The sequence below is a fragment of the Pseudomonas sp. PDM19 genome (assembly GCF_014852215.1).
In the GTDB taxonomy this organism is placed as follows: domain Bacteria; phylum Pseudomonadota; class Gammaproteobacteria; order Pseudomonadales; family Pseudomonadaceae; genus Pseudomonas.
The window spans coordinates 1,348,081-1,374,318 of record NZ_JACVBG010000002.1; the positions used below are offsets into that span (position 1 = coordinate 1,348,081).

The 26,238-nt window shown below is 58.6% G+C and carries 25 protein-coding genes and 2 pseudogenes; 14 read left to right on the forward strand and 13 right to left on the reverse strand.

Annotated features, from left to right (window positions below; translation table 11 throughout):
• Nucleotides 1–47: 47 nt before the first annotated feature.
• Nucleotides 48–1,370: a methylamine utilization protein MauJ gene (mauJ, locus tag IB273_RS14660; protein ID WP_192224358.1), complete on the reverse strand. Its 1,323-nt coding sequence runs from the start codon at nucleotides 1,368–1,370 to the stop codon at nucleotides 48–50.
• Nucleotides 1,371–1,824: 454 nt separating this feature from the next.
• Nucleotides 1,825–3,045 (reverse strand): hypothetical protein, encoded by a 1,221-nt coding sequence (locus IB273_RS14665; RefSeq protein WP_192224359.1) that lies wholly within the window; start codon nucleotides 3,043–3,045, stop codon nucleotides 1,825–1,827.
• Nucleotides 3,046–3,533: 488 nt separating this feature from the next.
• On the opposite strand from IB273_RS14665, the gene IB273_RS14670 reads away from it, so the two are divergent.
• The 3 genes from IB273_RS14670 to IB273_RS14680 all read left to right on the forward strand — a co-directional run bounded on the left by IB273_RS14670 (nucleotide 3,534) and on the right by IB273_RS14680 (nucleotide 5,655).
• Nucleotides 3,534–4,100 carry a hypothetical protein gene (locus IB273_RS14670; protein WP_192224360.1) on the forward strand — a complete coding sequence of 189 codons (567 nt, stop codon included), beginning with the start codon at nucleotides 3,534–3,536 and terminating at the stop codon, nucleotides 4,098–4,100.
• A gap of 9 nt (nucleotides 4,101–4,109) precedes the next feature.
• Entirely contained in the window at nucleotides 4,110–4,943 is an 834-nt protein-coding gene (locus IB273_RS14675; protein WP_192224361.1) for a DUF2971 domain-containing protein, read from the forward strand.
• Nucleotides 4,944–5,028: 85 nt separating this feature from the next.
• On the forward strand, nucleotides 5,029–5,655 hold the full coding sequence (locus tag IB273_RS14680) for a hypothetical protein (RefSeq protein ID WP_192224362.1): 627 nt from the start codon (nucleotides 5,029–5,031) through the stop codon (nucleotides 5,653–5,655).
• Between the two features lie 253 nt (nucleotides 5,656–5,908).
• Here the strand turns inward: IB273_RS14680 and IB273_RS14685 are convergent, their stop codons facing one another.
• Together IB273_RS14685 and IB273_RS14690 are read right to left on the reverse strand one after the other, a co-directional pair.
• Complete coding sequence (locus tag IB273_RS14685) at nucleotides 5,909–6,472, reverse strand: recombinase family protein (protein WP_192224363.1); 564 nt, start codon at nucleotides 6,470–6,472, stop codon at nucleotides 5,909–5,911.
• Nucleotides 6,473–6,853: 381 nt separating this feature from the next.
• Complete coding sequence (locus tag IB273_RS14690) at nucleotides 6,854–7,075, reverse strand: helix-turn-helix domain-containing protein (RefSeq protein ID WP_192224364.1); 222 nt, start codon at nucleotides 7,073–7,075, stop codon at nucleotides 6,854–6,856.
• Between the two features lie 176 nt (nucleotides 7,076–7,251).
• Here IB273_RS14690 and IB273_RS14695 point away from each other — a divergent pair, with 176 nt between their 5' ends.
• The gene (locus tag IB273_RS14695) at nucleotides 7,252–7,656 is read left to right on the forward strand and encodes a hypothetical protein (protein ID WP_192224365.1); all 405 of its coding nucleotides are present in this window, start codon (nucleotides 7,252–7,254) and stop codon (nucleotides 7,654–7,656) included.
• 33 nt (nucleotides 7,657–7,689) lie between these two features.
• Nucleotides 7,690–8,352 (forward strand): hypothetical protein, encoded by a 663-nt coding sequence (locus IB273_RS14700; protein ID WP_192224366.1) that lies wholly within the window; start codon nucleotides 7,690–7,692, stop codon nucleotides 8,350–8,352.
• Nucleotides 8,353–8,899: 547 nt separating this feature from the next.
• Here IB273_RS14700 and IB273_RS14705 read toward each other — a convergent pair.
• The 4 genes from IB273_RS14705 to IB273_RS14720 all read right to left on the reverse strand — a co-directional run bounded on the left by IB273_RS14705 (nucleotide 8,900) and on the right by IB273_RS14720 (nucleotide 13,355).
• Complete coding sequence (locus IB273_RS14705) at nucleotides 8,900–9,922, reverse strand: hypothetical protein (RefSeq protein WP_192224367.1); 1,023 nt, start codon at nucleotides 9,920–9,922, stop codon at nucleotides 8,900–8,902.
• A gap of 2 nt (nucleotides 9,923–9,924) precedes the next feature.
• Nucleotides 9,925–10,677, reverse strand: a complete 753-nt coding sequence (locus tag IB273_RS14710; protein ID WP_192224368.1) for a KilA-N domain-containing protein — start codon at nucleotides 10,675–10,677, stop codon at nucleotides 9,925–9,927.
• Between the two features lie 353 nt (nucleotides 10,678–11,030).
• Entirely contained in the window at nucleotides 11,031–12,371 is a 1,341-nt protein-coding gene (locus IB273_RS14715; protein WP_192224369.1) for a site-specific integrase, read from the reverse strand.
• Between the two features lie 261 nt (nucleotides 12,372–12,632).
• Nucleotides 12,633–13,355: a substrate-binding periplasmic protein gene (locus tag IB273_RS14720; protein WP_192224370.1), complete on the reverse strand. Its 723-nt coding sequence runs from the start codon at nucleotides 13,353–13,355 to the stop codon at nucleotides 12,633–12,635.
• 152 nt (nucleotides 13,356–13,507) lie between these two features.
• Here IB273_RS14720 and dnaX point away from each other — a divergent pair, with 152 nt between their 5' ends.
• From dnaX to recR, 3 genes are all read left to right on the forward strand, one after another.
• Nucleotides 13,508–15,691, forward strand: coding sequence for a DNA polymerase III subunit gamma/tau (gene dnaX, locus IB273_RS14725; protein WP_192224371.1), 2,184 nt, complete (start codon nucleotides 13,508–13,510; stop codon nucleotides 15,689–15,691).
• A 37-nt stretch (nucleotides 15,692–15,728) separates the two neighbouring features.
• A complete protein-coding gene (locus tag IB273_RS14730) occupies nucleotides 15,729–16,055 on the forward strand; it encodes a YbaB/EbfC family nucleoid-associated protein (protein ID WP_045209089.1) in 327 nt (108 codons plus the stop codon).
• A gap of 137 nt (nucleotides 16,056–16,192) precedes the next feature.
• Nucleotides 16,193–16,792 carry a recombination mediator RecR gene (gene recR / locus IB273_RS14735; RefSeq protein WP_081518567.1) on the forward strand — a complete coding sequence of 200 codons (600 nt, stop codon included), beginning with the start codon at nucleotides 16,193–16,195 and terminating at the stop codon, nucleotides 16,790–16,792.
• Between the two features lie 65 nt (nucleotides 16,793–16,857).
• Here the strand turns inward: recR and IB273_RS14740 are convergent, their stop codons facing one another.
• Nucleotides 16,858–17,301: a rhodanese-like domain-containing protein gene (locus IB273_RS14740; protein WP_192224372.1), complete on the reverse strand. Its 444-nt coding sequence runs from the start codon at nucleotides 17,299–17,301 to the stop codon at nucleotides 16,858–16,860.
• A gap of 93 nt (nucleotides 17,302–17,394) precedes the next feature.
• Here IB273_RS14740 and ftrA point away from each other — a divergent pair, with 93 nt between their 5' ends.
• A complete protein-coding gene (ftrA, locus tag IB273_RS14745) occupies nucleotides 17,395–18,363 on the forward strand; it encodes a transcriptional regulator FtrA (protein ID WP_192224373.1) in 969 nt (322 codons plus the stop codon).
• A 75-nt stretch (nucleotides 18,364–18,438) separates the two neighbouring features.
• Complete coding sequence (locus IB273_RS14750) at nucleotides 18,439–19,587, forward strand: acyl-CoA dehydrogenase family protein (RefSeq protein WP_151187657.1); 1,149 nt, start codon at nucleotides 18,439–18,441, stop codon at nucleotides 19,585–19,587.
• A 6-nt stretch (nucleotides 19,588–19,593) separates the two neighbouring features.
• Here the strand turns inward: IB273_RS14750 and IB273_RS14755 are convergent.
• Together IB273_RS14755 and IB273_RS14760 are read right to left on the reverse strand one after the other, a co-directional pair.
• Nucleotides 19,594–20,567, reverse strand: a pseudogene (locus IB273_RS14755) (AraC family transcriptional regulator).
• Entirely contained in the window at nucleotides 20,567–21,109 is a 543-nt protein-coding gene (locus IB273_RS14760) for an OsmC family protein (protein ID WP_192224374.1), read from the reverse strand. The pseudogene IB273_RS14755 and the gene IB273_RS14760 overlap by 1 nt, the downstream one beginning before the upstream one ends.
• A gap of 183 nt (nucleotides 21,110–21,292) precedes the next feature.
• Here IB273_RS14760 and IB273_RS14765 point away from each other — a divergent pair, with 183 nt between their 5' ends.
• The gene (locus IB273_RS14765) at nucleotides 21,293–21,565 is read left to right on the forward strand and encodes a DUF4242 domain-containing protein (protein WP_081518561.1); all 273 of its coding nucleotides are present in this window, start codon (nucleotides 21,293–21,295) and stop codon (nucleotides 21,563–21,565) included.
• Between the two features lie 29 nt (nucleotides 21,566–21,594).
• Nucleotides 21,595–22,407 carry a class I SAM-dependent methyltransferase gene (locus IB273_RS14770; RefSeq protein ID WP_192224375.1) on the forward strand — a complete coding sequence of 271 codons (813 nt, stop codon included), beginning with the start codon at nucleotides 21,595–21,597 and terminating at the stop codon, nucleotides 22,405–22,407.
• A gap of 102 nt (nucleotides 22,408–22,509) precedes the next feature.
• On the opposite strand, the gene IB273_RS14775 is transcribed toward IB273_RS14770, so the two are convergent.
• Both IB273_RS14775 and IB273_RS14780 read right to left on the reverse strand, forming a co-directional pair.
• Nucleotides 22,510–23,400, reverse strand: a complete 891-nt coding sequence (locus IB273_RS14775; protein ID WP_192224376.1) for an SDR family NAD(P)-dependent oxidoreductase — start codon at nucleotides 23,398–23,400, stop codon at nucleotides 22,510–22,512.
• Nucleotides 23,397–24,988, reverse strand: a pseudogene (locus IB273_RS14780) (flavin-containing monooxygenase). Before IB273_RS14780 ends, IB273_RS14775 begins: the two are co-directional and overlap by 4 nt.
• 76 nt (nucleotides 24,989–25,064) lie before the next feature.
• On the opposite strand from IB273_RS14780, the gene IB273_RS14785 reads away from it, so the two are divergent.
• Together IB273_RS14785 and IB273_RS14790 are read left to right on the forward strand one after the other, a co-directional pair.
• Nucleotides 25,065–25,760 carry a TetR family transcriptional regulator gene (locus tag IB273_RS14785; protein WP_192224377.1) on the forward strand — a complete coding sequence of 232 codons (696 nt, stop codon included), beginning with the start codon at nucleotides 25,065–25,067 and terminating at the stop codon, nucleotides 25,758–25,760.
• A gap of 30 nt (nucleotides 25,761–25,790) precedes the next feature.
• Nucleotides 25,791–26,186 (forward strand): GFA family protein, encoded by a 396-nt coding sequence (locus IB273_RS14790; RefSeq protein WP_081518557.1) that lies wholly within the window; start codon nucleotides 25,791–25,793, stop codon nucleotides 26,184–26,186.
• Nucleotides 26,187–26,238: the final 52 nt, after the last annotated feature.

Here is a 26,238-nt window from a genome sequence, read left to right on the forward strand (position 1 = left end):
GTGCCGGGCGGGTTGCCCTGCGGCTTCTAAAGCGTATTAAAGAGTGTTCAGGGCGCAAGGAGTTGATCCAGAAGAGCTTTCAGCTCCGCACAGTAGGTTTGATGATCTTCGAAGCTGGGCATGTAGTTGGCGGGTAGCATGTAGTCTTCTGACTTGCCGTAGCGAATGGCACCGTCAGCACTCCAAACCTCGACGCTGGCATTGCAGAAGACGGACCAGCGGAAGTTCTGAAGTGCGAGTTCTGATTCAATGTCGGCTCGGGTATTGCGATCCTGGTTGAGCAAGCCCACTCCTTGCACTGGGTCAATGCAGAGTCGCTCATTCACAAAATCGAGCCAGACGAGAAACACGGCGCGGCCCGCCTCCTGCTCCAGACGAATGAGGAGCTTACCTTCCTCGTATCCAGCGCCAGCCAAGCGCATTGCGCCAAGGCGAGCGATGTTGCTACCACTGCGTGCCAGTACGTAGTAGTGATCCGGTACCTCGTAAGTTTTTGCCGGGTCCAGTTGCCCATGGCGAAGGTCGGCTAGTTGACCGTCACTGAACAGATTTCGAAATCCCTGCAGCTCATATAGGTGGTCCCGGTAAAACGAGTCAGGATTGGCCACTCCCAAGCGGTCCTCCATGGCCAGTTCCGCCAGGTGTTGCATGAGGGGGGTGTCCTTGATGATGCGGAAATGATCCTCGGGAGCATCAGGATCAACGATGTCATCGCGCTCTGCGTGGGCAATCGCGTTTCGCCCCTGGCTGAACAGGTAAGTGGATATATCGTTGCCTTCCTGGGTCAGCTCGTCTCGTCTGGCGATAGCGCGCTGGTCCGTCAGGCGGGGCAGCGCTGTGGCGATCCAGGGACCGCGTTGTCGGCCGTCGGGCAATGAGCGGCTGAACGCTTTGTAGAAACCCAGGAATGAATAGAAAGGATTGTCGATGGACAACCCTTCCCGAAAGAACGCAAGCGCCTGGCGGGCTTCAGTGCTGGGCGGCGTGCAGAGGTTTTCAGCGGATAGATAATCGGTGACAGCATTGTTTCGCATCTTGCCCATTGGAAAGGGCGAGCTTCCACCCCCCCACATGACCAGTTCCACCTTCTGCCCCTCACGCCATGCGATTGCAGACGCCAATCGCATGATTGCCGCTTGGCCCTGTTCATCAGTCATGCCTAATCCGTCGGTGCGCAGCGCAATCGCGGGAAGCATCGTTGCGTTCTGGCCGCGCTCGACCGGTTGAAGCAGAAACGGGATGCCTTCGTATTCAAGTATCTGCACCCGCTTGGGCCAGAACACCCGGGTCTCCACACCGGCAGTTATCCAATGTCCACGTTGGGCCTGAAGCTTCTCGGCTTCTTCGAACGGGTCTTGTGTGGCGAGCATAAGTCTTCCTTGAGGTTGAAGGGGCGGTGCAGACAAGACTACGCCAAGCCATTACAAATGCTGGCGGGGCCGCCTCCATTTCGTAAGTCATTAATTATAAAGGACTTTCTCTCCTGAAAATCTCTGAGTGTGACAGCGCCTTGGTACACCTGTGTGGTGTGCCGTGCGGATTATTCTAGTCGGCAGGCATCCTTTTCCCCAAGTAGAACTCGCTATCAGGGGGAGGTGCTCGGAAGGCTTAGCGTCTTGCCACTGCAAAAGAGTTCTGGCTGCGTATCGATCGAGAATCGAAAGGCGTGTTGCACTACGTTGAGGCTCGGTGCGTGTATGACGGTATTTCACAAAATAAAGGCCCGCCGAAAGCAGCTTCGACGGGGAGGGCGAATACGTCGTCTTGGGGCGAATTTCCTTCAATATAATAGAAGCTTAATGCTTTCTATTTGCCTTGGGGTAGTTAATCCGAAGAGGAATTTTGATTCTTTCTCTCTGTTGATATTCCTTGTATTAGGTCAGGAATTAATCGCTCGCTAAAGCCTGCTACTATGCCAAGTAGCAATAGTTTTGCAGTCGTATCTGAGAATATTGTAAATGCAAACCCAGTGACGGCGGTTGCATATGCGATAAATCCAAATATTCCGCCTAAAAATACTCTCAATGAGCCCTGTAAGATTATAAGATTAGGTGATTCATATTCGCTGATTCTTATTCCGTTTGAACGCTCTAGTACTGAAACAAAGGTCCCTAAAAAACCACCGCATACAGCTGCTAATGATGCGTGTAAGAAATTTGGGAATATAGTAAGAATATATGCAAAAAATGAAATTGAGACGAAAGTCGCCGCAGTTAGCGTTGTGGTAAATATGTAGTGGATTCTTAACTTGTTTTCGGCAAGTCTGTGGATGAGATCTTCAAGTGGTTTGAATAGTATCGGCGCATTAGCTCCAGGTCTTTCACGGAAAGATGTGGCTAAAATGGCTCCTAGGCGTAAGTTGAAAACTTGTTTGTGCTCTTTGGGTAGCATTGCTTCTGCAAGAGATTTTATTTTTGTGTATTGATTTATACTTTCTGTAATGTCGTCAAGGTTTCTTACGTGATATCCAATGTTTCCGTTGGCGGAAATCCAAACAATAAAATTAGAGGATTTTGATATTATGGTTTGAACCCCAGTTTTGCTTTCTATGGCTTTTTCTAGGGCTGACAGTGCGTCTTCTATCTTTTCTGTATTTCGACTCCTGAAAATGACGCGGAGGGCAGATACAACCAGTCCGTCAAGCTCATTCGTAGGTATGCCCATAAATTTCTTCTCGATGGCGCTGAGGAGAAGATTTAATTTATGTAGGCCATCATCTACTTCTGGAGAACGGCAAGTCCAACTCCAATAGGCACTGGTTTGATGGTCGACTGAGTAAATAATAAAGTCGGAAGATTTGGAGTGAATCCTGGTTACTGTACTTCCATTGAGTAAGATTGTACCTTCTCGGATGTTTTTAATGTCGTCATCATCTATTTCTTCAGAGCTATCATCATCTGTAAAGTCGTACTCGTCTGAAAATTCAGGGGGCTCATAAGAATCATCTTCAGGATGTTCAATTTCAAAATTTATCGCGTTACTAGGTTTAAGCTCTCCGCCAAATGAATCTTCAATTTGGTTTTCAGCTTTGGTGGTTTCGTGCATTGTGGTTCCTTGCAATGCGGCGGGGTAGTGGCTATATGATGCCATCGAATCATGCGGCTGAATAGGGTGAAAATGAGGGGTGCTCTGATTTTAGTTGTGGATGTCGGATAAGAAAGCTTCATGTGTTTCGTCGTAATAACGGAGCTTATAATAGTGCTTGGGCTTGAAATGGCAAAATAATGTATATCGGGCTTAACATGCTTCTTGTGTTTCGCTGGGTAAAATTCAAAGAGTGCATTAGAGATTGCGTTGAGTTTTCATTGGTTGTTAGTAAAAACGTTTGAGTTCCTAGCTTATTAGGGGGCTTATAGTGAAGTCTGAATATTTTTCTTGGCCGGATTCTTGTAGGTTCCCGTTGATCTGTGGCGCTAATCTGAGAGCACGCGTATTCCGTCTATCGCTTGCTTTGTATGCGCCTACTGCTAGCATTGGCTGTAACTTCGATCACGGACGTACCAAATTTGAATGCCAGACAGACGATAGATGAAGTGCGTAATCAACTCGCACTTCTCAAGGGGCAAGGAACGCATCAGGTCAATGTTGACGGTTTGGATGCATATCTAAAGGATTTAGGTGTTGCTATAGAGAATAGTACATCCATTGATAAGATAAATATAGATTTCCAAAAACAAGAGAATGATTTCAACAACCAATCTGCACAAAGATTGTTCGATTCTGTTATTGGTAATGGGCAGGCTGCGCTCAAGACAAGCATTCTGGTAGGTGGAGGCTCGGCTGCGGCGTTATTAGCTTTTGCTAGTTCAGCCTGGAGATCATTAAAACCTGAAGGATTAGATGCGCTTTCTCTGAGCGTGTTTCTGCTGGCTGTCGGGGTTCTATGCTCTGCAATTGCAAGCGGGATGAGTTACGTCGCTCAATACTTCTATCACTCCTCGTTCTACGATGAGCATAAAGCGAAAGAACGAATCGGGCACGGTGCTAATATCGGCAGTAACGCTCTTGTGGTAGTCGCTTACATCTTATATGGGGTTGCAAGCTGGAATGTATATAAAATGCTCGGATGGCTTGAGGTTATTAAGCCTTTTACTGCATGAGGAATAAGTATGATTGTAGGGCTAAAGGACTCCGAGAAATACGTATACCACTACCGCAGTGCTGATACTGCCATAAAGCATATCCTGCCGGCAGGGAAGTTAAGGCTTGGGCAGTACAATTGTACTAATGATCCTAAAGAGGTGAAGGAATGGAAATTCAATCTTTGGAGTAGAAAAAGTATTGAACTGCCGGTCCGAGAATGGGATGACTTGTCGAAGTGGCTGTCTGGAGAGTTGAAGTCTAAAACTCGTGTTTTATGTTTCTCTCGTGATGAGGATGGGCTTGAGGGGAATCATCTTCTTGATATCTGCAAGAGAGGTTTTTGCAAGCCCAGAATGTGGGCGCAGTACGGTGGAAATCACGCTGGCGTATGTCTAGTATTTGATAGGGAGAAACTGCTGAGCAACGTAATATCTCAATATGAGGAAAGCTGCTTAATTATTGGTGGTGATGTCGAGTATCGTGATCGTCTAATTGCGGACAATTTTCAGCAGGATCAACAGTATCTGATTAATCTTGATGCTCTTGAGGTGTTGGGGAGGTCTTCCTATCCGGAAGCTCACATTCATGCGCACTATCAGCGACTTTTCTTTGAGAAGATGACTGACTGGCGGGCGGAGAATGAATGGCGCTGCGTGCTTTTCTCTAAGACCGACGAAGAGTTGTTCTTGGATTATAAAGATTCGTTAGTAGGGGTGATCTTTGGTAACGATGCATCTGCGGAATGCATTGCTGAAGTGAAACGAATCAACCAGGGACGAGGTTTGACTTATCAAGCTGTGAGATGGAAGAATTGCGCTCCCTGGTACGACTTTGCAGACCCGCTGTTTCATAGAAGATAGTGTGGTAGTCAAGGGCAAGTTGTTCCGTTTGCGGTAAGTATAGCGTGTATAGGGTACTAGAATGGTAAGTCGAAGTGATCCTGAGATGGTCGGATGGTACTTTGTCGATAGTGAAGGTGTGCAGATAAATTACCCTCAAGATGGCGTATGGCCGGAAACTTATCTCGATTATGCGAAAGATGACTTTGCAGCGTTTGAAGTGGAGAAGTCAAACCGATGTCTTATTAATGCTGTTTCCAATGCGAAAAGAGCACTGCACTATCAGGTAGATGGCCTTGCTAATGCCCTGGGTTGGTCGGCATTGAAAGGGAGGAGAGACTTTCCAACAAAGTTGGATTTTCTCGGTCGGTGCGGCGTGCTTAGCCCTATTATAATTAAGAGGATTAATAAGCTGCGGAACGTAGTTGAGCACGAGTATCATGTGCCGACAGAGGACGAAACACTTGAGTACCTGGAGATTGTTGAGTTGTATCTTGGTGCTACACGTACTGCATCAGTTTACTTTCCGTCAAAAATAACCGTTTATTTGATGGATGAGGTTGATGGTGAGTACAAAGCGGAGTGGGGTTTGCCAAGAAGTATAAATATAGATATTAGGGAGGAGGGGCGGATAGTAATTGTAGGGTCGGGTGAGACAATTGTTGATTTTTCTATCAAGGATGAAGAGTATTACGATTGGGTATCAGCAGTAATGAGGCAAGGATCATACTAAGTATGTTTGACTTCTCTTAGATGCGGAAATATGAGTCCATATGCGGCGCCTACCTTAGCTCGGCGCCCGCTCAGCAGGGCCCCCATAAGGCTGTAATCGGGAAATATGAGCAGGGGTAGTTGTGGCCGCTACTCTCAGCCGATCGTGCATCAGAACGCACCGCCGAGGCCCTAGCGTCGATTCTTGAGTGTGGCCCTGGTACCAGAATGCAGAAAGCCTCAAATCAAGGAGGCTCATGAATGGCTTCTAGGTATCAGGCGTTCCAGCGACGTTTTACAGTGGGCAGACTGATCTTCAACTTCTCTGCGACCTGAGATTGGCTCATGCCCTGGGCCTTGAGTTCCTTTACTTCGTTAGCTGATGCCTTCATAGGACGACCGAGAGTCTTCCCTTCAGACTTAGCGCGCTCCAATCCGGCCTGTGTGCGTTCGATCAGCAGGTCACGCTCAAACTCGGCGACAGCCGACAGTACCTGCATAGTCATTTTGCCCGCAGCACTAGTGAGGTCTACGCCACCAAGGGCAAGGCAATGCACCCGGACTCCACGACTAGCTAGCAATTCGACTGTAGAACGTACATCCATTGCATTACGGCCCAATCTGTCCAGTTTGGTGACGAGCAGTACGTCACCATCTTCCATGCGTTCTAGGAGCTTCTGGAAGCCTTGACGCTGATCTGCCTGAACAGAACCAGAGACGGTTTCACTGATGACTCGTTGAGCCTGTACGTCGAAGCCTGCTGCCTTCACTTCAAGCACTTGGTTAGCAGTGGTCTGGTCACTGGTGCTAACTCGGGCATACAGGAAGGTGCGGCTCATAATTTGGACTCCATTTAGTATCAATAACATGGTGTCATTATGATTCTGGTGTCAAAAGTTGTCAATCATATTTTTGATACCTGAACGGGCGGCATTTAAGGCTGGTATCAGAATCGGTCGTTTTTGAGCCTTCTGGTCTGGTTAGCTTCTGAGCAGGGGAGGTGAGAGCTCATCTCAACTGTGGAGCCTCACGTTTACTTCCAAGAAATGAGGATTTGATCAGTGTGAAGGGCTGCCGGCTAAGGCCGTCCCAGCGGAAAGCCTGATGAATGGGGCGGGTGTAAGGATATGCACATACAAAAACGCCCCAGCGTGTGAGGCCGGGGCGAGGAAAGTCCATTGATACGGAATAGTTATCTGATCAAGTTATGAGCAGCTGCGTTACAGCCCTTCCAGCAGCTCCGAAAGCTTCATCCCCAACCCATCTGCAAGCACCTTTGCGGCTTCCAGGCTGGGATTGGCAGTGCCGGTCTCTATTCGTGACATGTATGTACGGACGAAGCCGCATTTGTCAGCAAATGCTTCTTGGCTGAAGCCCTGCTTGCTGCGTAGTTCCCTGATTCGTTGGCCAAAGGCCGTTCGCAATTTCTGATTGGTTTCCATCGAAACATGATGGTTGGCTGTGGCCCAACCGTGAACGCACCAAGTGGTGACGCACCAAGTGATGACACACTAATCGTTACATTTTCTTCATGTGATGGCATCATCTGCCCTGCCGGGGAAGCCCTTGGGGTTAGGACCTAGACGGAGAGTTCGAAATGCATACATGGGAGGGAACGATGGAAAAGCGATTGAAGCTAGCTGCACTGTGGATGATCGTAATGCTCGGGGGATGCGCTGTTACCCCTAAGGAGCCGGACATGCCTGCATCTGAAGTGCAACCCACGCCGGTTTGTGTCGGGGAAGAACAGTGTTCAAAGATGTGGGGGCGGGCTATCGAGGCTATTTCCGTTACCACCGGCATGAAGGTGATGACTGCAACAGATAGCTTCCTTCAAACCTACCCTACTACCAAGATTGGCTACATGAACGGGCAGGTGTACAAGGAGAAGGTTGGCGATCAGAAGTACGCGATCAGAGGGAAATTCGATTGTAGTGGGTATAGCTGGTGCAATCGCTACCTGAATAGGAAGCAGAACCTCTTCAACCTATTGACCCAGGGCTACGATCCAGTGATGCATTAGTTTAAGTTTTGAGAAAACATACAAGGAGTTGTGATGCGCAAGTTTGGAATCTTCGCAATCGTGGTCGGGGTCGTGGTGATCATCTCTGCTCTCGGTATGGACGTATCCGTTGCTACCAGCATGGGTGGAAGGGTCAACAACCTTGGCCTTATGGCTGATCGCCAAAACTACACCATCTTGGGTGGACTGTTCCTCATCGCTGGCGTCCTCATGGCGATCTTTGGGGGGAGGCCACAGAGCAGTGTTGTCATTTCTGATGCCGTCAGCGCTAACGAGCGTCAGTGTCCCTTCTGCGCAGAAACGATCAAGACCCAAGCAATCAAATGTAAGCACTGCGGTTCTGAGGTTGAGCCTATCCACCCTGATTCCGCTAAAGCTGAAGAACGTAAATACGTTCACCCACTGAACAGGGTGTATAATAAAGAAGGTCTTGTTCAGCATTGGGTTGTGGCATTGCCGTACAGAACCAAAACGGAGCATGCAAAGGTGAAGGAGGGGTTGGTGCTTACGGGCATCCCGGTTCACTCTGAAACCAGCAGCGCTCTCAAGGTGGGGCCGTATCCAAGTAAGGATGAAGCAGCCCGAATCCTGAGAAAGCTGATGCAGAATTCCCTGCACGGGAATATCGAAGAGTTTTGGGTGGTTCCCGATGCTGTAACTGGAAACGACGCACTGACCGGCAGAGTGTGCAGATAAGGGTTACGCAGCAGCTAGCAGCACTCTTCGTAAACTGTAGATCATTGCTGCTGGCCTGGGATAGCTTGAGCTACTTGTAGAAGTAGCTCAGGTGATTCTCTACAATTCACTGAAGACTAGCTGAGAGACTTCTACTCTATCGTAGTTATTCGCCGCAAGGCTGATCAAGGGGGATCAACCCCCGATATATTTGTAGTGCAAGAACAGCGTAGCTATTGTAGAAAACTTCTAGAGTGACTCTGATAATCATCATCATAACTCTGTAAATACTATTCTAGAGGTTATCTACGTTACCTAGTAACGTTTGCACGACAAGAAAAAGATAGACGGATTTATCGATCTCCGATCCGTCTTGTGCTGACGCAGAGTGCCTTTGCCATGCTGATAGGTATTGTAGAAAACTTGTAGGATAATCTTGAGAGTATTTAAGTTCTTTCCTACAAATTTCCTACAATACCACCATGATAAACTTACGAATGCGGGGGTTCCCTCGCGAGCATGCATAGCATCCTCGTAAGGGTTCCCCTTATATATATCTGTCGCACTTTCACTTTTTCGCTCTAGCCTTAGTGCTGCTTGGCTTGCAGTGCTTTTTAGTGATCACGCCCTCAGCCTCATTTTTAGCCTTGATCCAAGCGTTAAGGGTGTGATTGGAAATCGCCAGTTTCGTGTAGATTTCCACCTTCTTTTTACCATCAGCTAGCATCGCAAAGGCTTCATCTTTCCGAGCATCAACGGTCGACAGCACGTACCCGGATAGGTCAATGTCAAGCTCCAGCGACTCCAGTTGCTCAGGATGGCATTGCAGGTAGTGGACAATCCCGCCGAGGGCGATCCGCGCTGCTTCCACGTACCGTTCAACCTGACGCGAAGACATTTGTTCGAAATGGTGATTGAACAGTACTTCCTCAGCGGTCCTAGTCGATATCTCTGGTAGGCGAAGAACGCGATAAACACCCCTCGCCCTCACGCTCTCCTTTCCATTCCATATACCCGGTCCAGTGCCGATGGCGCCACGAACGATATCGTCCAGCCAGCTTAGGTGGTGCTCTTCCGCTTGAATGACAGAGAAGAACAGCACCAGAGGGTTCGAGATGGTGAAGACCTTGTTTCTCTTCTTGCTTTCCTTCTCCGCCTTCGGACCACCCGGATGACTTGCATCGACGTAGAAGCGCCTACGGTAGCGTACAAGGCCGTTCACCGGCTCCAGGTACTCCGTATCAATGCCGTAAACGGAACGTGGCTCAGGGGCGAATTCAGGCACCGTATACACAGCAAGGACATCACCAGTGGCGAAGTCGATCACCACATCTTCCAACCGCTCAGTCTGTACTACTGGCCGATCCAGCGGTAATCGATGATCTAAAGCTTTCCTTTCATTGACCGGGCTAGCAGGACCACCACTCTTGACAAGGTTTAGGCGTGGACGACCGCCTACGGCATCCTCTTCTGCCATTGCCCAGTTAATGAGCCTGCGGGCTGCGAATGCATCAACTGATACAAGGTTAGGATTGGTATCGTCGTTGGCTGCTGTGGTGCATGGATCAATCGCTACAGCACTATCACCCATGGTTAGGCATCGCCAGCTCGGTTCAGCCGCTCGCGAACACCATCAAGGTCATCTTGACGTGCATCGGTCAGTTCGTTGTCTGTCGAGTCCAGGGAGAGTCCAGCATTGACCCCCAGTGGAGTGACTTGGAGCTTGGTACTGCCAACGGTCTTCCACTCACACCCAAGGTCGACAAGGATGATGCCAATCCGGTTGGAAGTGATTTCCTCACCAGTGACACTGAATAGGACATCGCGGATATCACGAGCGGCAACTACTCGGCGCGTACTGATGTAGTCCAACACAAACCGGATCAGAGCTGGCTTGCTCATCGGTTCGATAGGATCGTTAGCAGCATTCTCAAGGCCAATAGCATGGGAGAAAATCTTGATTGCCTTGATCTTCAGGTCTTCATCGGATTCGAATGGCTTGCCAGCGGCAATAGCTTCGCGGATTCGTTGACTGTGCTCCTCACTGACCCAGCTAGCGTAAAGCTTGGCGAGTTCTTCCACTGGGTATGTACCACGATTGGCGGTAGGGCCAGAGTTCACCACCACAACTAGATCAATGCCAGGATAGCTATCGCGGAAGCGGTCAATCAGATCGTTTAGACGGCCACCTTGGCGCCAGTTGCCGGGCTTGTCACGACTGTAGCCCCCGGCCATTTCGTGAATGTTGGCAAGGTTGTAACGCCCGGCAGCATCTCGGCGGATGAAGGCATATTCAAGGAGGGAAGTTTGACGTTGGATTTGTAGCAGGGTGGGACGTTGGTTCAAGGTTTGTTCTCCTGAGCATTGCACGCAGGAGACGACAGCCACTACGGCTGGGCGATTGTCCCCCTGTGCGAGTTAAGTTTTAGGTTCATTTGCGTCACCAGTTTCTGGTTGCCAAAGTTGGCTGGTTCTTGCTCGCTTATCGAGCAGTCGGAAATGTTACGCAGACTTCCGGGCTAGTGTCAATACCAGCGGCTGAGAAATCAGCAGCTAGGTCAACACTCTGTCACCGGAGGGGGCGATCTGGGGAGTCAACTGTATACCGCTTTCAAATCAGCTAGTGCTGCTGCTCGTGCCTCTTCTTCTGCTTTGATTGCTAAAGTGGAATTTTCGGTAAATTTAGAACGATGTTTTGATTATTTTTTGAGAGGGGTGGTTGGTATTTTTCTAATTGCACGAGTCATTTCTCTAATTGGAGTTCTGCTGCCATAAATCCCGAATGTCACTGAATCATCAGTATGACCAAGTAGTTGCTTGATGATTGAGTCCTGAACTCCTGCCTCGCGTAGGTCATCTACAAATGTATGACGGAAGCTATGGAAGGTTTTCTTCGGATCGCTGACTCCCAGTTTATTACGATATCGGCCAAACCATTTCGATGGGCCGTATCCGTATTTCTCCCTCACAGCTTCAAGTTCAGGGAACACTTGTGATGCTCCCGAGGCTCGCACTGAGTCGACGTAGGCTTGGATACCCAGTTCCAGCAGAATCGGATGGATGGGAACGATCCTACGACTGCTGCGATTCTTCAGCTTCTGTCCTTCGCGACGATCATCTATTCGAATGCAAAGAGAGTTCTCTACTGTGAAGAGGTCGTCGATATGAAGCTGGCATAGCTCCTCCAGCCGCGCTCCTGTGAAACGAGCCAGCAATGGCAGCCAGAATCTACAGGGATGCTTACGTGCTTCATGTCGAAGCGTATCGAGGTTCAGGAGCGTTTCTAGATCGGCGGGAGTGAAAGACAGGCGAGCTTCCTTCGCAGCACCGGTCATCACCTTCACGCCAGCTAACGGATTCTGAGTGACGTAACCGTTGGATTTGCACCAATTGAGGAAGGCCGTGAGCTTCCTCAGGCGGTTGTTGACCGTTACTGCGGTGATGGTCGGGTAAGCCATCTTCGACTCAACAACTTGCCTTAAGGTCATACCCGTGAACTCCGGGCGCTGAGAGAAGTACTGTGGCAGCCTGCTGAGTCGATGCTTAAGGAGCCTCGCCTGTTCAGAGTCGAACGCACAGACGGGCATGTCATCCATAAGCTCGAAGAAGACCCGCACGGCACGTTTCACATCGAGCGTATTGGCCTCCCTCCAGGCCCCACTGCTTTCACCCTCCTTTATATACAGTTGCGACAGCGCGCTCAGTGACGGGGTGGGTGGCGTAGGGGAGGGTGTTGAAAGCGGCAGGGGCGTAGAGGTCTGCATCGGAAGCGCAATGTGGGGCGATTGCTCGGTTGGTGCGAACTGCCAAGCCTCGTTTCGCCATTGGATGCATAACCGATGGAGTTGGTCGGGAGCGCTGAGGGGATTCGCGGCGAGGTGCACGTAAACCCGTTGAGCTATTCCGCTTGCCATGAACAAGGCTTCCCGCCTGCTTCTCAGGTTGAGGCTAATTCGAATGGTGTCGCGTTGGTGATGCAGATGCTTCGGTAGCCTCAGATTGAAGTAATAGACAGCACCGCGACGGAGGATGAAGGCCATGGGTATGACACCTGAGTGGTACAGCAAAGTGTGACAATGCAGCCACACCCAGGATTTTTAGGACCGATTTTCTGCGCGAATTCGGTTGAGGGAAACCTTGAAGGTCACGCCCCACAAGGCTTTCAGCGATGCCTCTCCGCATCTACATGGCTTCGGAAATACTCAGCCAATAAAGCGGGAGATACTCTGCCGAGAGCTGGCGGGGCCGCCTCCATTTCGGGGTCGGTAAAATCCCCCCATCCTGTCGATGCACGCGTCGCCTCAGCGATAGTGACCCAGGATTTCCTCGATCTTCCCCGACGCCTTGATCTTCGCCAGCACCGAGAGCACCTCGTCGGCGCGGACTTCGGGCGTGTCCAGCACCATGCACGACAGCGGCGTCTCCTCGATCACGCTGGCGATTCGCAGACGCTCCGCCTCGGGCAATTCACGGTTGAACCAGTTCAGCGCGAACTCGCTGCTGATTGCGTACTGATAGCGACCGATACGCAGCTTCTTCAACACCAGTTCCTGGTTGCGCGCGTCGTCGCGGGTCAGCCAGTGGCTGTCCAGCAGCGGCTGCAGGCGCGGGTAGTGATAGCCCAGCACGGTGCCGACAGATTGGCTGGGCAGGGTTTCCAGCTTGTCGGCGGGGGCATCGCGGACTACCAGCAGGTCGCGTTGCACCATCAGCGGTGCGGTCCAGCGGTAGTCCTTGAATTCATGCTCGGTCCAGGTGCGCGACACGTAGCAGCGCACGTCGACGGAGCGGCTCAGCAGGGCCTGCTCGATGCGTGCGCGGGGCACGATGTGGAAGTCTGCCGGGCGCCCCAGTTCGCGTGCCGTCTCGTTGAACAGCTCGAACATGATGCCGCCGGTCAGTTCGCCATTCTCGATCTGCGCCAGCGGCATCGCCCAGCTATCGACCACCGAAAAGCGCAGGGGACGGTCGTCGGCCTGGGCGAGGGCGGTGGTCAGCAGCAGGGTGGTGGCGAGGAAGCGCATCAAGGCTCCGTTGATGGCAGAACGACAACACAATGCCGTGTAGCCCGGCCCTTGCCAAGATGCGATAGCGACCGGTGCGGACATCGGGTGCAATTTACGGTCCGCTTCGCTAGGATTAGCGCACTTCTGCTCACCTGTCGCGATGGATTTCAATGAGTTATCAGGTTCTTGCCCGCAAATGGCGTCCGCGCTCGTTCCGCGAAATGGTCGGCCAGACCCATGTGCTCAAGGCCCTGATCAACGCGCTGGACAACCAGCGCCTGCACCACGCCTACCTGTTCACCGGTACCCGTGGCGTGGGCAAGACCACCATTGCGCGCATCCTGGCCAAGTGTCTGAACTGCGAAACCGGCGTCAGCTCGACCCCCTGCGGGCAGTGCTCGGTGTGCCGCGAGATCGATGAAGGCCGCTTCGTCGACCTCATCGAAGTGGACGCCGCCAGCCGCACCAAGGTCGAGGACACCCGCGAGCTGCTCGACAACGTGCAGTACTCGCCGAGCCGCGGGCGCTACAAGGTCTACCTGATCGACGAAGTGCACATGCTCTCCAGCCACAGCTTCAACGCCCTGTTGAAGACCCTGGAGGAGCCGCCGCCCCACGTGAAGTTCCTGCTGGCGACCACGGACCCGCAGAAACTGCCGGTGACCATCCTCTCGCGCTGCCTGCAGTTCTCGCTGAAGAACATGCCGCCGGAGCGCGTGGTGGAGCATCTCACCCACGTCCTGGGCGCCGAAAACGTGCCGTTCGAGGACGATGCGCTGTGGCTGCTCGGTCGCGCGGCCGATGGCTCCATGCGTGACGCCATGAGCCTCACCGACCAGGCCATCGCTTTCGGCGAAGGCAAGGTGCTGGCCGCCGACGTGCGCGCCATGCTTGGCACCCTGGATCACGGGCAGGTCTATGGCGTGCTCCACGCACTGCTGGAAGGCGACGCCCGTGCGCTGCTGGAAGCCGTTCGCCACCTGGCCGAGCAAGGCCCGGACTGGGGCGGCGTGCTGGCCGAAATGCTCAACGTGCTGCACCGCGTGGCCATCGCCCAGGCGCTGCCGGAGGCCGTGGACAACGGCCAGGGCGACCGTGACCGCGTGCTGGCACTGGCCCAGGCACTGCCGGCCGAGGACGTGCAGTTCTACTACCAGATGGGCCTGATCGGCCGCCGCGACCTGCCGCTGGCGCCCGATCCCCGTGGCGGCTTCGAGATGGTGCTGCTGCGCATGCTGGCGTTCCGCCCGGCCGATGCCGACGGCGCGCCCAGGTCGCCACTAAAGGACCTGGGGATCAGCAAGGCCACGGCTGATTCCAACCCGAACCCAGTGGCCGGCGCCGCCGTTGCAGCGCCGGTTGCATCCATTGCTTCGCCGCCTGCTGCGCCAGCGCCGGTCGCTCCTGTAGCGCCGGTCGCCGAGGTTGCCCCGGCTGTTGCCGCGCCGCAGCCTCAGGTGGCTCCGGCTCCGGCTCCGGCTCCGGCTCCGGCTCCGGTGGTGGAGGCAGCGCCTGTCGCTGCTCCCGCGCCGGTTGTCGAAGCGACTCCCGCGCCGGTCGAAGTGCCGCCGCAAGTGGTCGTCGCTGCAGAGCCTGTTGCTCCGACTGTCGAGCCGCAGCCGTCCGCGGCCGAAGCGCCAGTCGACTTGCCGTGGGATGAACCCTCGGCACCGGTTGCAACTGCTCCCGCGTCTCCAGAGCCTGTTGCACCTGCACCTGCACCTGCACCTGCACCTGTAGCGGCAGCGCCGGCTCCTGTGCCTGCGGCTGCCTCCGTCCCGGTGGAAGCTCCCGCGCCGGTCGCGGCAGAAGCCCCGGCCGAGGACGATGATCGCGACGAAGAGCCGCCGCCCGCTGAGGAATACTACGAAGTCGACATGGAATCCTACGGCTACCTCGAGAGCGAGGCACCGCAAGAGCAGGCCGAGCCGGAACCCGAGCCCGCCGCCATGCCCGCCACCGGCCTTGCCGCCGAATGGCTGGACCTGTTCCCGCGTCTGGGCCTGGCCGGCCTCACCGCCAGCATCGGCGCCAACTGCACCCTGGTGGCGGTGGACGGCGACAACTGGCACCTGCACCTGGACCCGGGCCAGAGCGCGCTGTTCAACGCGACCCAGCAGCGTCGCCTGAACGATGCTCTGAACCAGTTCCACGGGCGTACCCTGATCCTGCAGGTCACCCAGCAGAAGCCCGAGCAGGAAACCCCGGCCCAGGCCGCCGCGCGCAAGCGCGCCGAGCGTCAGCGCCAGGCCGAGGCTTCGATTGCCGCCGACCCATATGTGCTACAGATGAAGCAACAGTTCGCCGCGGTGGTCCGCGACGGTACTATCGAACCCCTGGAGGCCAAGGCTTGAGCCTGGGCCGACGACTGAACGAATCGAGGAACTCGACATGATGAAAGGTGGCATGGCCGGCCTGATGAAGCAGGCCCAGCAGATGCAGGAAAAGATGCAGAAGATGCAGGAAGAGCTGGCCAACGCCGAAGTGACCGGTCAATCCGGCGCCGGCCTGGTGAGCGTGGTGATGACCGGTCGCCACGACGTCAAGCGCGTCTCCCTGGATGACAGCCTGATGCAGGAAGACAAGGAAATCCTCGAAGACCTGATCGCCGCCGCGGTGAACGACGCCGTGCGCAAGATCGAGCAGAACAACCAGGACAAGATGTCCGGCATGACCGCCGGCATGCAGCTCCCGCCTGGCTTCAAGATGCCTTTCTGATCCAGGCATCCCGCTGACCTGTAGGAGCGAGCTTGCTCGCGAACGCTCTACCGGCCCTTCACGGCCTGGCAGGGTTCGCGAGCAAGCTCGCTCCTACAGTCGTTCTACCCCTCCGAAAAATATCCTGAGACCGCCCCATGAGCTTCACGCCGCTGATCCGCCAACTGATCGACGCCCTGCGCACCCTGCCCGGAGTGGGGCAGAAGAGTGCCCAGCGCATGGCGCTGCAGCTGCTGGAGCGTGACCGCAGTGGCGGCCTGCGCCTGGCCCAGGCACTGACCCAGGCGATGGAGGGTGTCGGTCACTGCAAGCAGTGCCGCACCCTGTCCGAGGACGAGTTCTGCCCGCAGTGCACCGACCCGCGCCGCGACGATAGCCTGCTGTGCGTGGTCGAAGGTCCGCTGGACGTGTTCGCCGTCGAGCAGACCGGTTACCGTGGCCGCTACTTCGTGCTCAAGGGGCATCTGTCGCCGCTGGACGGCCTCGGCCCGGAAGCCATCGGCATTCCCGAGCTGGAAGCGCGAATCAAGGCTGGCAACTTCAGCGAGATCATTCTCGCCACCAACCCCACGGTGGAAGGCGAGGCAACCGCCCACTACATCGCCCAGCTGCTGGGCGGCGGCGACCTGGTGCTGTCGCGCATCGCCCACGGCGTACCGCTGGGTGGCGAGCTGGAGCTGGTCGACGGCGGCACCCTGGCCCACGCCCTGGCTGGGCGCCGGCCGATCAGTAGCTGAGCCATCCAAGCACTTCCTGTACGACGAACAAGGCCGGAGCAATTCCGGCCTTGTTGCATTCGGGCTCAGCAGGCGCAGCTGATGCCTTCACCGCCTGCAAGCAACGAGTCACCTGCCACGCCGACCAGAGCCAGGCCTTCGTCCAGCCAGCCGGTCACCCCGCCGATCATCTCCTTCACCGGCAAACCCAGCGCGGCGAGCTTCGCGGCGGCGCGGTGCACGCCGTTGCAGTGCGGTCCGGCGCAGTAGACGACGAACAGGGTGCCCGGGGCGAACTGCGCCATGCGCCGGGCATCGATCTCGCGAGTCGGCAGGTTCAGTGCTCCGGGTACATGCCCACGGGCAAAAGCGGCGGCGTTGCGCACATCGAGCAGGACGAAATCCTGCTCGCCGTTCTGCAGGGCGCGGTTGACGTCGGAACAGTCGGTTTCGAAGGCCAGGCGGTGGCTGAAGTGGGCGAGGGCATCGGCCGGCAGGGCGGCGGGGAACTGGCTGACGAGGCTGGGCATGGCAAGGCTCCTGTGGAAGATGGGGGCACTGTATGTGGCCTTGCGAGTCGGCTACAGTGGCGGCCTGGACAGTGATCGGAAGTTTTCCGCCAAATGCCGCGCAATCCCCTGGAAGTCGCCATTCTTGCCTACGACGGCCTGTGCACCTTCGAATTCGGCATCGCCGTGGAAATCTTCGGCCTGCCGCGTCCCGAGTTCGATTTCCCCTGGTATCGCCACCGGGTCGTTGCCGTGGATGCGGGGCCGATGCGCGCCATGGGCGGCATCCAGGTGCTCGCCGATGGCGGGCTGGAAGCCCTCGACACGGCGGGCACGATCATTGTGCCGGGCTGGCGGGATCGTGCCGAGGCGCCTTCTGCCGAGCTGGTACAGGCGCTGCGCGAGGCCCACGCTGAGGGCGCGCGGCTAGTGTCGATCTGCTCCGGTGTCTTCGTCCTGGCCGCCACCGGATTGCTGGACGGCCAGCGGGCGACCACGCACTGGCGCTACGCCGAGGAACTGGCGATGCGCTTCCCGGCCATCGAGGTCGATGCCCAGGTGCTCTATGTGGATGCCGGGCAGCTGATCACTTCTGCCGGCAGCGCAGCGGGCATCGATGCCTGTCTGCACCTGGTGGCGCGGGACTTCGGCGCGCAGGTCGGCAACACCGTCGCGCGGCGCCTGGTGATGTCACCTCAGCGCGGCGGTGGTCAGGCGCAGTTCATCCCCGCGCCGGTGGCGCAGGCGCCCCGGCATGACCTCGCAGGGCTGCTGGACTGGGCCCGGCAGCGGCTGGACCGCTCAATCAGCGTCGGCGAATTGGCGAGCCGCGTGGCCATGAGCGAGCGCACCTTCCTGCGCCGTTTCAGCGAAGCGAAGGGGATGACGCCCAAGGCCTGGCTGCAGCACGAGCGCATGCTGCGCGCCCGCGAATTGCTCGAATGCAGCGCCGACAGCGTCGAGCGGATCGCCGAGCAATGTGGCTTCGGCACCGTGGAAAGCTTTCGCAATGCCTTCCGTGGTGCGGCTGGCGTAGCGCCTTCGGCTTACCGCGAGCGGTTCGGGACGGCGCATCTGTCCTAGCCGATGGCGGGTGTCTCGCCTTGAAAACCAAGCAAGCGCTCGGTAAGTTTCAGTCAAACCGTCTGGAGCCTTGCCATGTCCGTGTTCGCCGAATACTTCGATGACAACCACCGCCTGGTCCGCGACAGCGTGCGGCGCTTCGTCGAGCGTGAAATCCTGCCCCACGTCGCCGACTGGGAGGAGGCGGAGGAGTTTCCCCGCGAGCTGTACCGCAAGGCGGGCGAGGCCGGCATCCTCGGCATCGGCTATCCCGAGGCGTTCGGCGGCAGCCACGAGGGCGACCTGTTCGCCAAGGTGGCAGCCAGCGAAGAGCTGATGCGCTGCGGCTCCGGCGGGTTGGTAGCGGGGTTGGGTTCGCTGGATATCGGCCTGCCGCCGCTGATCAAGTGGGGCCGCCCGGAGCTGCGCGAGCGCATCGCGCCGCAGGTGCTGGCCGGCGAGAAGATCATGGCACTGGCCGTCACCGAGCCGTCCGGCGGCTCCGATGTCGCCAGCCTGAAGACCCGCGCCGTGCGCGACGGTGACCACTACCGGGTCAGCGGTAGCAAGACCTTCATCACCAGCGGTGTGCGCGCTGACTACTACACCGTGGCCGTACGCACCGGCGGCGATGGCTTCGGCGGCGTCAGCCTGCTGCTGGTGGAGAAGGGCACGCCCGGCTTCACCGTCAGCCGCAAGCTGAAGAAGATGGGCTGGTGGGCGTCGGACACCGCCGAGCTGTTCTTCGACGACTGCAAGGTGCCGGTGGACCATCTCATCGGTGCGGAGAACATGGGTTTTGCCTGCATCATGGCGAACTTCCAGAGCGAGCGTCTGGCCCTGGCGATCATGGCCAACATGACCGCGCAGCTGGCGCTGGACGAGGCGCTGGCCTGGAGCCGCGAGCGCGAGGCGTTCGGCAAGCCGGTCGGCAAGTTCCAGGTGCTCAAGCACCGGCTGGCGGAGATGGCTACCCAGGTCGAAGTGTCCCGCGAGTTCACCTACCGCCAGGCGGCGAAGATGGCCGCCGGCAAGAGCGTGATCAAGGAAATCTCCATGGCCAAGAACTTCGCCACCGACGTCGCCGACCGGGTGACCTACGACGCGGTGCAGGTACTGGGCGGCATGGGCTACATGCGCGAGAGCCTGGTGGAGCGGCTGTACCGCGACAACCGCATTCTCTCCATTGGCGGCGGCACGCGGGAGATCATGAACGAGATCATCGCCAAGCAGATGGGGCTCTGAGCGCCCTTACATCGACGGGCGTGCGCCGGCGGCCTGGCTGCGCCGCCAGGCCGCCGGCGGGCGCCGTATTCGCGGCGAAAGGCGCGGCTGAAGGCCGTGTCTGTCTGATAGCCGACGTCCTCGGCGATCCGCGCCAGCGGGGCGTTGCTGCCGCGCAGCAGGTTGGCGGCCAGCAGCATTCGCCACTGAGTCAGGTACTGCATTGGCGGGCAGCCCACCAGCCCGAGGAAGCGCTCGGCCAGCACCGAGCGCGAAGTACCGGCGCAGCGCGCCAGTTCCTCCAGGCTCCAGGGATGAGCCGGTGACTTGTGCAGGGCGCCCAGGGCGCTGCCGACGATGCGGTCGTGCAGCCCGGCCAGCCAGCCGCTGCGGTCCTCGCCCTGTTCCTCCATGTACAGGCGCAGCACCTCGATGAACAACACCTCCGCCAGCTTGGCCAGCACGCCGGCACCGCCGGGACGGGGCGAGCGCGCCTCGGCCAGCGCGTAGCGCACCGAGGACTCCAGCCAGGCGCCAGCGGCCGAGCCGCGCACGTTGACCTTCACCAGCGCCGGCAGCCCGGCGAGCAGCAGCCTCGCCAGCCGTGCGTCGCAGGCGAGGTAGCCGCAGACCAGGCGCGTTGTCGCACCACCGCCGCCATAGGCCAACTGGCGCGGCCGACGGGCCAGCACCGCGTCCAGTCGTGCTCCCGTGGCCGGTGGGACGCCGGGTTGCGAGGCCATGCGATGGGCGTGGCCCTGGGGGAAGATCACTGCATCGCCGGCCACCAGCCGCACTGGCTCGGCTCGGCCCATTTCGACGAAGCATTCTCCCTCGGTGATGAGGTGGAAGATCACCACCTGTTCGGCGCCCGGCTCCAGCAGCTCGACCACCGAATCTGCCCTTGGCGACTGATAGCACCAGGGCGCGGTGAAGCGCGCATTGATGAAAATGGCGCCGACCAACCGGACTACGCGCAGGGTCTCCGACAGTGCGTCCATCAGGGGGTGCCGCTGTCGATGTCCAGGCGCACCGGTACGGCTTCGGCCAGTGCGCTGAGCATCGGGGAGACGCGCATGGCCTGCTCGACCATCTCGCGTACTTCTGCATCCGGGGCACCCGGCACGCTGATGCTGACCTGCACGTGGACGGCCAACGGGCCGGCGGGGACGTGCTGGCCATCTTCGCGGCGCAGCCCGAGCAGGCCGTGCAGGTCGGTGTCGCTGGTGACTTGCGCCTCCAGCCGCTGTGGCTGCATTCCTCGCTCGGCGGCCAGCATGGCGATGCGTGTAACGGCGCAGGAGGCCAACGCGGCGCGCAGCAGCCAGCCGGGGCTGACACGCTCGCCATCGCCACCCAGTTCCTGCGGCAGGTCGGTATGGATCAGGTTGCCGTCCGGATGACGCGTCTGCGTCTTGCCGCCGCCTTCCCAGAGCGCGGTGGCGGGGACGTCGCGGACCTGGGCGACGCCAGGCCGCTGGCGCACCAGGCGCACCAGGCGCTCCAGGCGCTGCTGGGCGGTGAGGATGCTTTGCGTGCTCATCGAGGGGCGCCTCCGGAGCGGGGTTCTCAGTCGAAGTCTGGGCGCGAAAGCGAAGCCGTGGCGAGCCGCCGGACGATCGGACAGGCAACACCGACGCTGGAGCAGGACGGCGGCCAGGCCGCGGCGCAGCATGAAGGTGCGGGATGTCGCGGTACCCGCATCAGCCCACCCATGGAGAGTGTCATGCCGAAGTTCGTCATAGAGCGCGAGATCCCCGGCGCCGGAGCCCTGACCGACCGCGATTTCCAGGCTATCGCGCAGAAGTCCTGCAAGGTCTTGAATCAGCTGGGGCCGCAGGTGCAGTGGTTGCACAGCTACGTGGTCGCAGACCGCATCTACTGCCTGTACATAGCCCCCGACGAAGCCGCCGTGCGAGAGCACGCGCGACTGGGCGGCTTCCCGGCCAATCGGATATCGCAGGTCGTCACCACCCTCGATCCGACCACCGCCGAATGAGCGCGCCTTGCCCGTCAGGAGAACCACAAATGACTACCGCTGTAGACCTCAATGCCCTGAAACAACGCCAGATGGCCACCTGGGCCAGTGGCGACTACGCCGTGATCGGCACCACCCTGCAGATCGTCGGCGAGCGCCTGGCCGAAGCCTGCGACCTGCTCTGCGACGAGCGGGTGCTGGACGTCGCCGCCGGCAACGGCAACGTCACCCTGGCCGCCGCCCGGCGTGGTTGCCGGGTGATCTCCACTGACTACGTGCCGCGCTTGCTGGAACTGGGCGCCGAGCGCGCCCGTGCGGAGCATCTGGCCGTGGAGTTCCGCGAGGCCGATGCCGAGGCGCTGCCCTTCGAAGCCGGCAGCTTCGATTCGGTGGTCTCGACCTTCGGCGTGATGTTCACCCCCGACCAGGCGAAAGCCGCGTCGGAACTGGCGCGGGTCTGCCGTTCCGGCGGGCGCATCGGCCTGGCCAACTGGACGCCCGAGGGCTTCATCGGCCAGGTGTTCAAGGTGCTTTCGGGTTACATCCCGCCGGCGGCGGGTGTTCGCCCGCCGTCCGCGTGGGGACGGGAGGAGCATCTGCGCGAGCTGTTCGACGGATCGATCGGCGAGTTGCGTGCGACGCGGCAGGTCTTCAACTTCCGCTATCGCTCCGCCGCGCATTTCATCGAGGTCTTCCGCGACTGGTACGGTCCATTGCACAAGGCTTTCGCCAACCTGCCGGAAGCGGATGGGAAGTTGCTGGAGCGTGATCTGACGCAGCTGCTCGATGCGAGCAATCGCGCGGGCCCCTCGTCGCTGGTGGTGCCCAGCGAATATCTGGAGGTGGTGCTGACCCGTCGGTGATCGCTGCCCGGCAATGATCCCTGAAAAAAACGGCGCCCATCCGGGGGTAAGGGGGATGGGCGCCGGCCCGACAGGGAAAAAGGGACTCTTGGGAATGACGCGTTACTTGGCCTCGTAGCCCTCGGCGGCGGACTTGCGCTTGGGCTTGGGAGCGAAGCGCTTGGCCAGCTTCATGCTGCCGGTGACCACTTTCTGGTACCAGACCGGCAGCAGGCGCAGCATCACGTCGATGGCGTGGGCGTCCGAGCCGATCAGGATGCGCCGCGAATCGCGCTCCACGCCGCGGATGATCACCTGTGCGGCTTTCTGCGGGGTGGTGCGCAGCAACTGGTCGTTGAACTGGGTGCGCGCCGCTTCCGCGTTCTGCCCGGTGACCTTGACCATGCTGTCGTTCATGCGCGCGGTCTTGGCGATGTTGGTCTTGATCCCGCCGGGATGCACGCAGCTGGCGGAGACACCGCTACGTTCCATGTCCAGCTCCTGGCGCAGCGATTCGGTGAAGCCGCGCACGGCGAACTTGGTGGCGTTGTAGGCGCTCATGCCAGGCTGGGAGAACAGGCCGAACACGCTGGAGACGTTGACGATGTGGCCGTCACCGGAAGCCTTCAGGTGCGGCAGGAAGGCCTTGGTGCCGTAGACCACGCCCCAGAAGTTGATGTTGGTGATCCACTCGTACTCTTCGTAGTCGCTGGCTTCCACGGTACCGGCATGGGCGACGCCGGCGTTGTTGAACACCAGGTTGACCTTGCCGTGCTCGCGGGCGGCCTTGTCGGCCCAGGCGTGCACCTGCTCGCGGTCGGCGACGTTCACCGTGTCGATGGATACCCGCACGCCGGAGGAGGAGAGCAGTTGGCGGGTTTCCTCCAGGCCTGCGGCATTCACGTCCGCCAGGGCCAGGTGGCAACCACGGGAGGCCAGTTCCACGGCCAGGGCGCGGCCGATGCCGGAGCCTGCGCCGGTGATGGCGGCGACCTTGTTCTCGAAGTTCTTCATGCCGGCACCTCCTCGGCGTGGCGTTGCGGTTGGACGACAGGGCTGCTCAGGGGTTTGGCCTTCAGATGATAGGCGCCGGGATCGAACTGGCTGGTCAGGGCGCGGAAGCGCCAGGTGAAGCCCGGCCACAGGGTGCAGTTGCGCCCGCTCACCGGGTGCAGGTACCAGCTCTTGCAGCCGCCGGTGTTCCATACGCTGTGGTTGAGGCCGCGCTGCAGCTTCTCGTTCCAGCGTTCCTGCACGTCTTCCTTCACTTCGACGCTCTGCAGCTCGCGGCGATCCATCAGCTTGATGGCGCCCAGCACGTAGGCGATCTGCGATTCGATCATGTAGACCATCGAGTTGTGGCCCAGGCCGGTGTTCGGGCCCATGAGGAAGAACAGGTTGGGGAAGCCGCGGGTCATGGTGCCCTTGTAGGCTTCCGGGCCGTTCTTCCAGGTGTCGAGCAGGTCCACGCCGTCCCGGCCGAACACCACGCCGCGCGGGATCGGGTCGTTGGCGGTGAAGCCGGTGCCGAAGATGATCGCGTCCACCTGACGCTCGCGGCCATCGCTGGTGATGATGCTGCCGGCCTTGATCTCGCGGATGCCGTCGACGATCACCGAGGAGTTGGAGGCCGCCAGCGCCGGGTAGTAGTTGTGCGACATGAGCACGCGCTTGCAGCCGATGGTGTAGTCCGGGGTCAGCTTGCGGCGCAGGTCCGGGTCCTTGATCTGCTGGCGGATGAAGCGCTCGGCCAGTTTGCCCACCAGCTTCATTGCCCAGGGTGCGAAGGTGAAGCCCAGTACACGGCCTTCGAGCATGCTGTAGAGGGCGCCGCGCCAGAGTTTCTGCACGGCCGGGAAATGGCGGAAGCGCGCGCGCTCCTTGTCGCTGATGGCACGGTCCGGCTTGGGCAGGATCCACGGCGCGGTGCGCTGGTAGAGGTCGAGCTTGGCCACCAGCGGCTGGATTTCCGGGACGAACTGGATCGCCGAGGCGCCGGTACCGATCACCGCGACGCGCTTGCCCTTGAGGTCGTAGTCATGGTCCCACTGCTGGGAATGGAAGGCCTTGCCCTGGAAGTTCTCCAGGCCCTTGAGCGCGGGGATCGAGGGGATCGACAGTGCGCCCATGCCGGAGACTACCGCCTTGGCGGTGTAGTGGTTGCCGGCGGCGTCGAACAGGTGCCAGAGCTGCTGTTCCTCGTTCCACTCGAAGCGCGCCATCTCGGTGTTGAGCAGCGTCTTGTCTTCCAGGCGGTACTTCGCCCAGCACTTCTCCAGGTACGCGCGGATTTCCGGCTGGCGGGCGAACATGCGCGTCCAGTCCGGGTTCGGCTCGAAGGAGAAGGAGTAGACGTGGGATTGCACGTCGCAGGCGCAGCCCGGGTAGTTGTTGACCCGCCAGGTGCCACCGACGCCGGCGTCCTTTTCGAACAGCAGGAAGTCATTCTCGCCTTCCTGCTTCAGGCGTATCGCCATGCCCAGCCCGGAGAACCCGGTGCCGATGATGGCGACCTTGCAGTGTCTGGGGGCAGTCTTTGGTTGGGTACTCACAACCGTACTCATGGCCACGCTCCTGTTATGATTATTGCTGGCGTATACAACTGTCTACGTGATGAAATGTAGACATCTGTATACCGCAGGAACAACCAACCTTAGGTGGGGTCGGGCGCCGGACACATGGAAATCGGACAGGAAGAACGGCCAGCGGAGGCCGCCGGCAAGCGCGCGCTGATCGACGCGGCGCTGCGCCTGGCGGCCAGCCGGCGCAGCCTGAGCAGCCTCGGGCTGCGCGAGCTGGCGCGTGAAGCGGGGCTGAACCCGAATACCTTCTACCGGCACTTCGGTGACGTGGATGATCTGGGCCTGGCGATCATTCGCGACATCGCCACTCAACTGCGCCAGCCATTGCGCGACCTGCGCCGCGAGGCCGCCGAGCGCGCGCAACCGGGGGAGGGCGCGGCCAGCGTGCCTTTCGGCCTGGACCTGGAGCGTGGCCAGCGGGTGACGCGGGAGACCGTGCTGTTGTTCTTCGACTTCGTGGAAGGCAACCCGCAGGCCTTCATCATTGGTGTGCGTGAGCTGCATGGGCCGTCGCCGGTGCTGCGCGAGGCGTTGGCGCGAGTGATGGACGAGTTCGGTGAGGACATGGCCGAGGACATCCGCCAGTTCCACCTGCTGCCGGACATCGACGAGAACGAGTTGAACCAGCTGTCGCGGCTGATCAGCCGGCAATTGTTCCAGCAGTCGCTGGACTATCTCGAGTGCCCGCCGGAGCAGCGCGGGGAAGTCTGCGCCCTGGCCGAACGACAAATCCTGTTGCTCTTCACCGGTGTCGCGGTGCTGCAGACTTTCGGCATGCTCGCTAGGCTGTAAGTCTTCTTGGGTCATAGCGGGAGCGTCAGCATGTTGCCTTTGCCCCTGTTCGGCGGCTGCGCCTGCGGCGCGGTGCGCTACCGGGTGGATGCCCAGCCGGAAGAGACCGGTTACTGCCACTGCCGCATCTGCCAGAAATCCAATGCTGCGCCGGCAGTGCCCTGGGCGGTGATTCCGCTGACGGGCTTCGCGTATACCGCCGGCGAACTGGGGATGTGGCGCTCAAGCCCGGACGGCGAGCGGCGCTTCTGCGTGAAGTGCGGCACGCCGATGGAGTTCCGCGTGCGCGACGGCGAGACGGTGGGGCTCAACACTGTGACCCTGGATGAGCCGGAGCTGATCGAGCCGCAGTGTCATGTCTGGTGTTCGTCGCAGCTGTCGTGGTTCGACACGGTGGATGATCTGCCGCGCCGGCAGGAGGGCTGATTCCAGCTCCTGAAGCTTGTGAAATGAAAACGCCAGGCAATGCCTGGCGTTT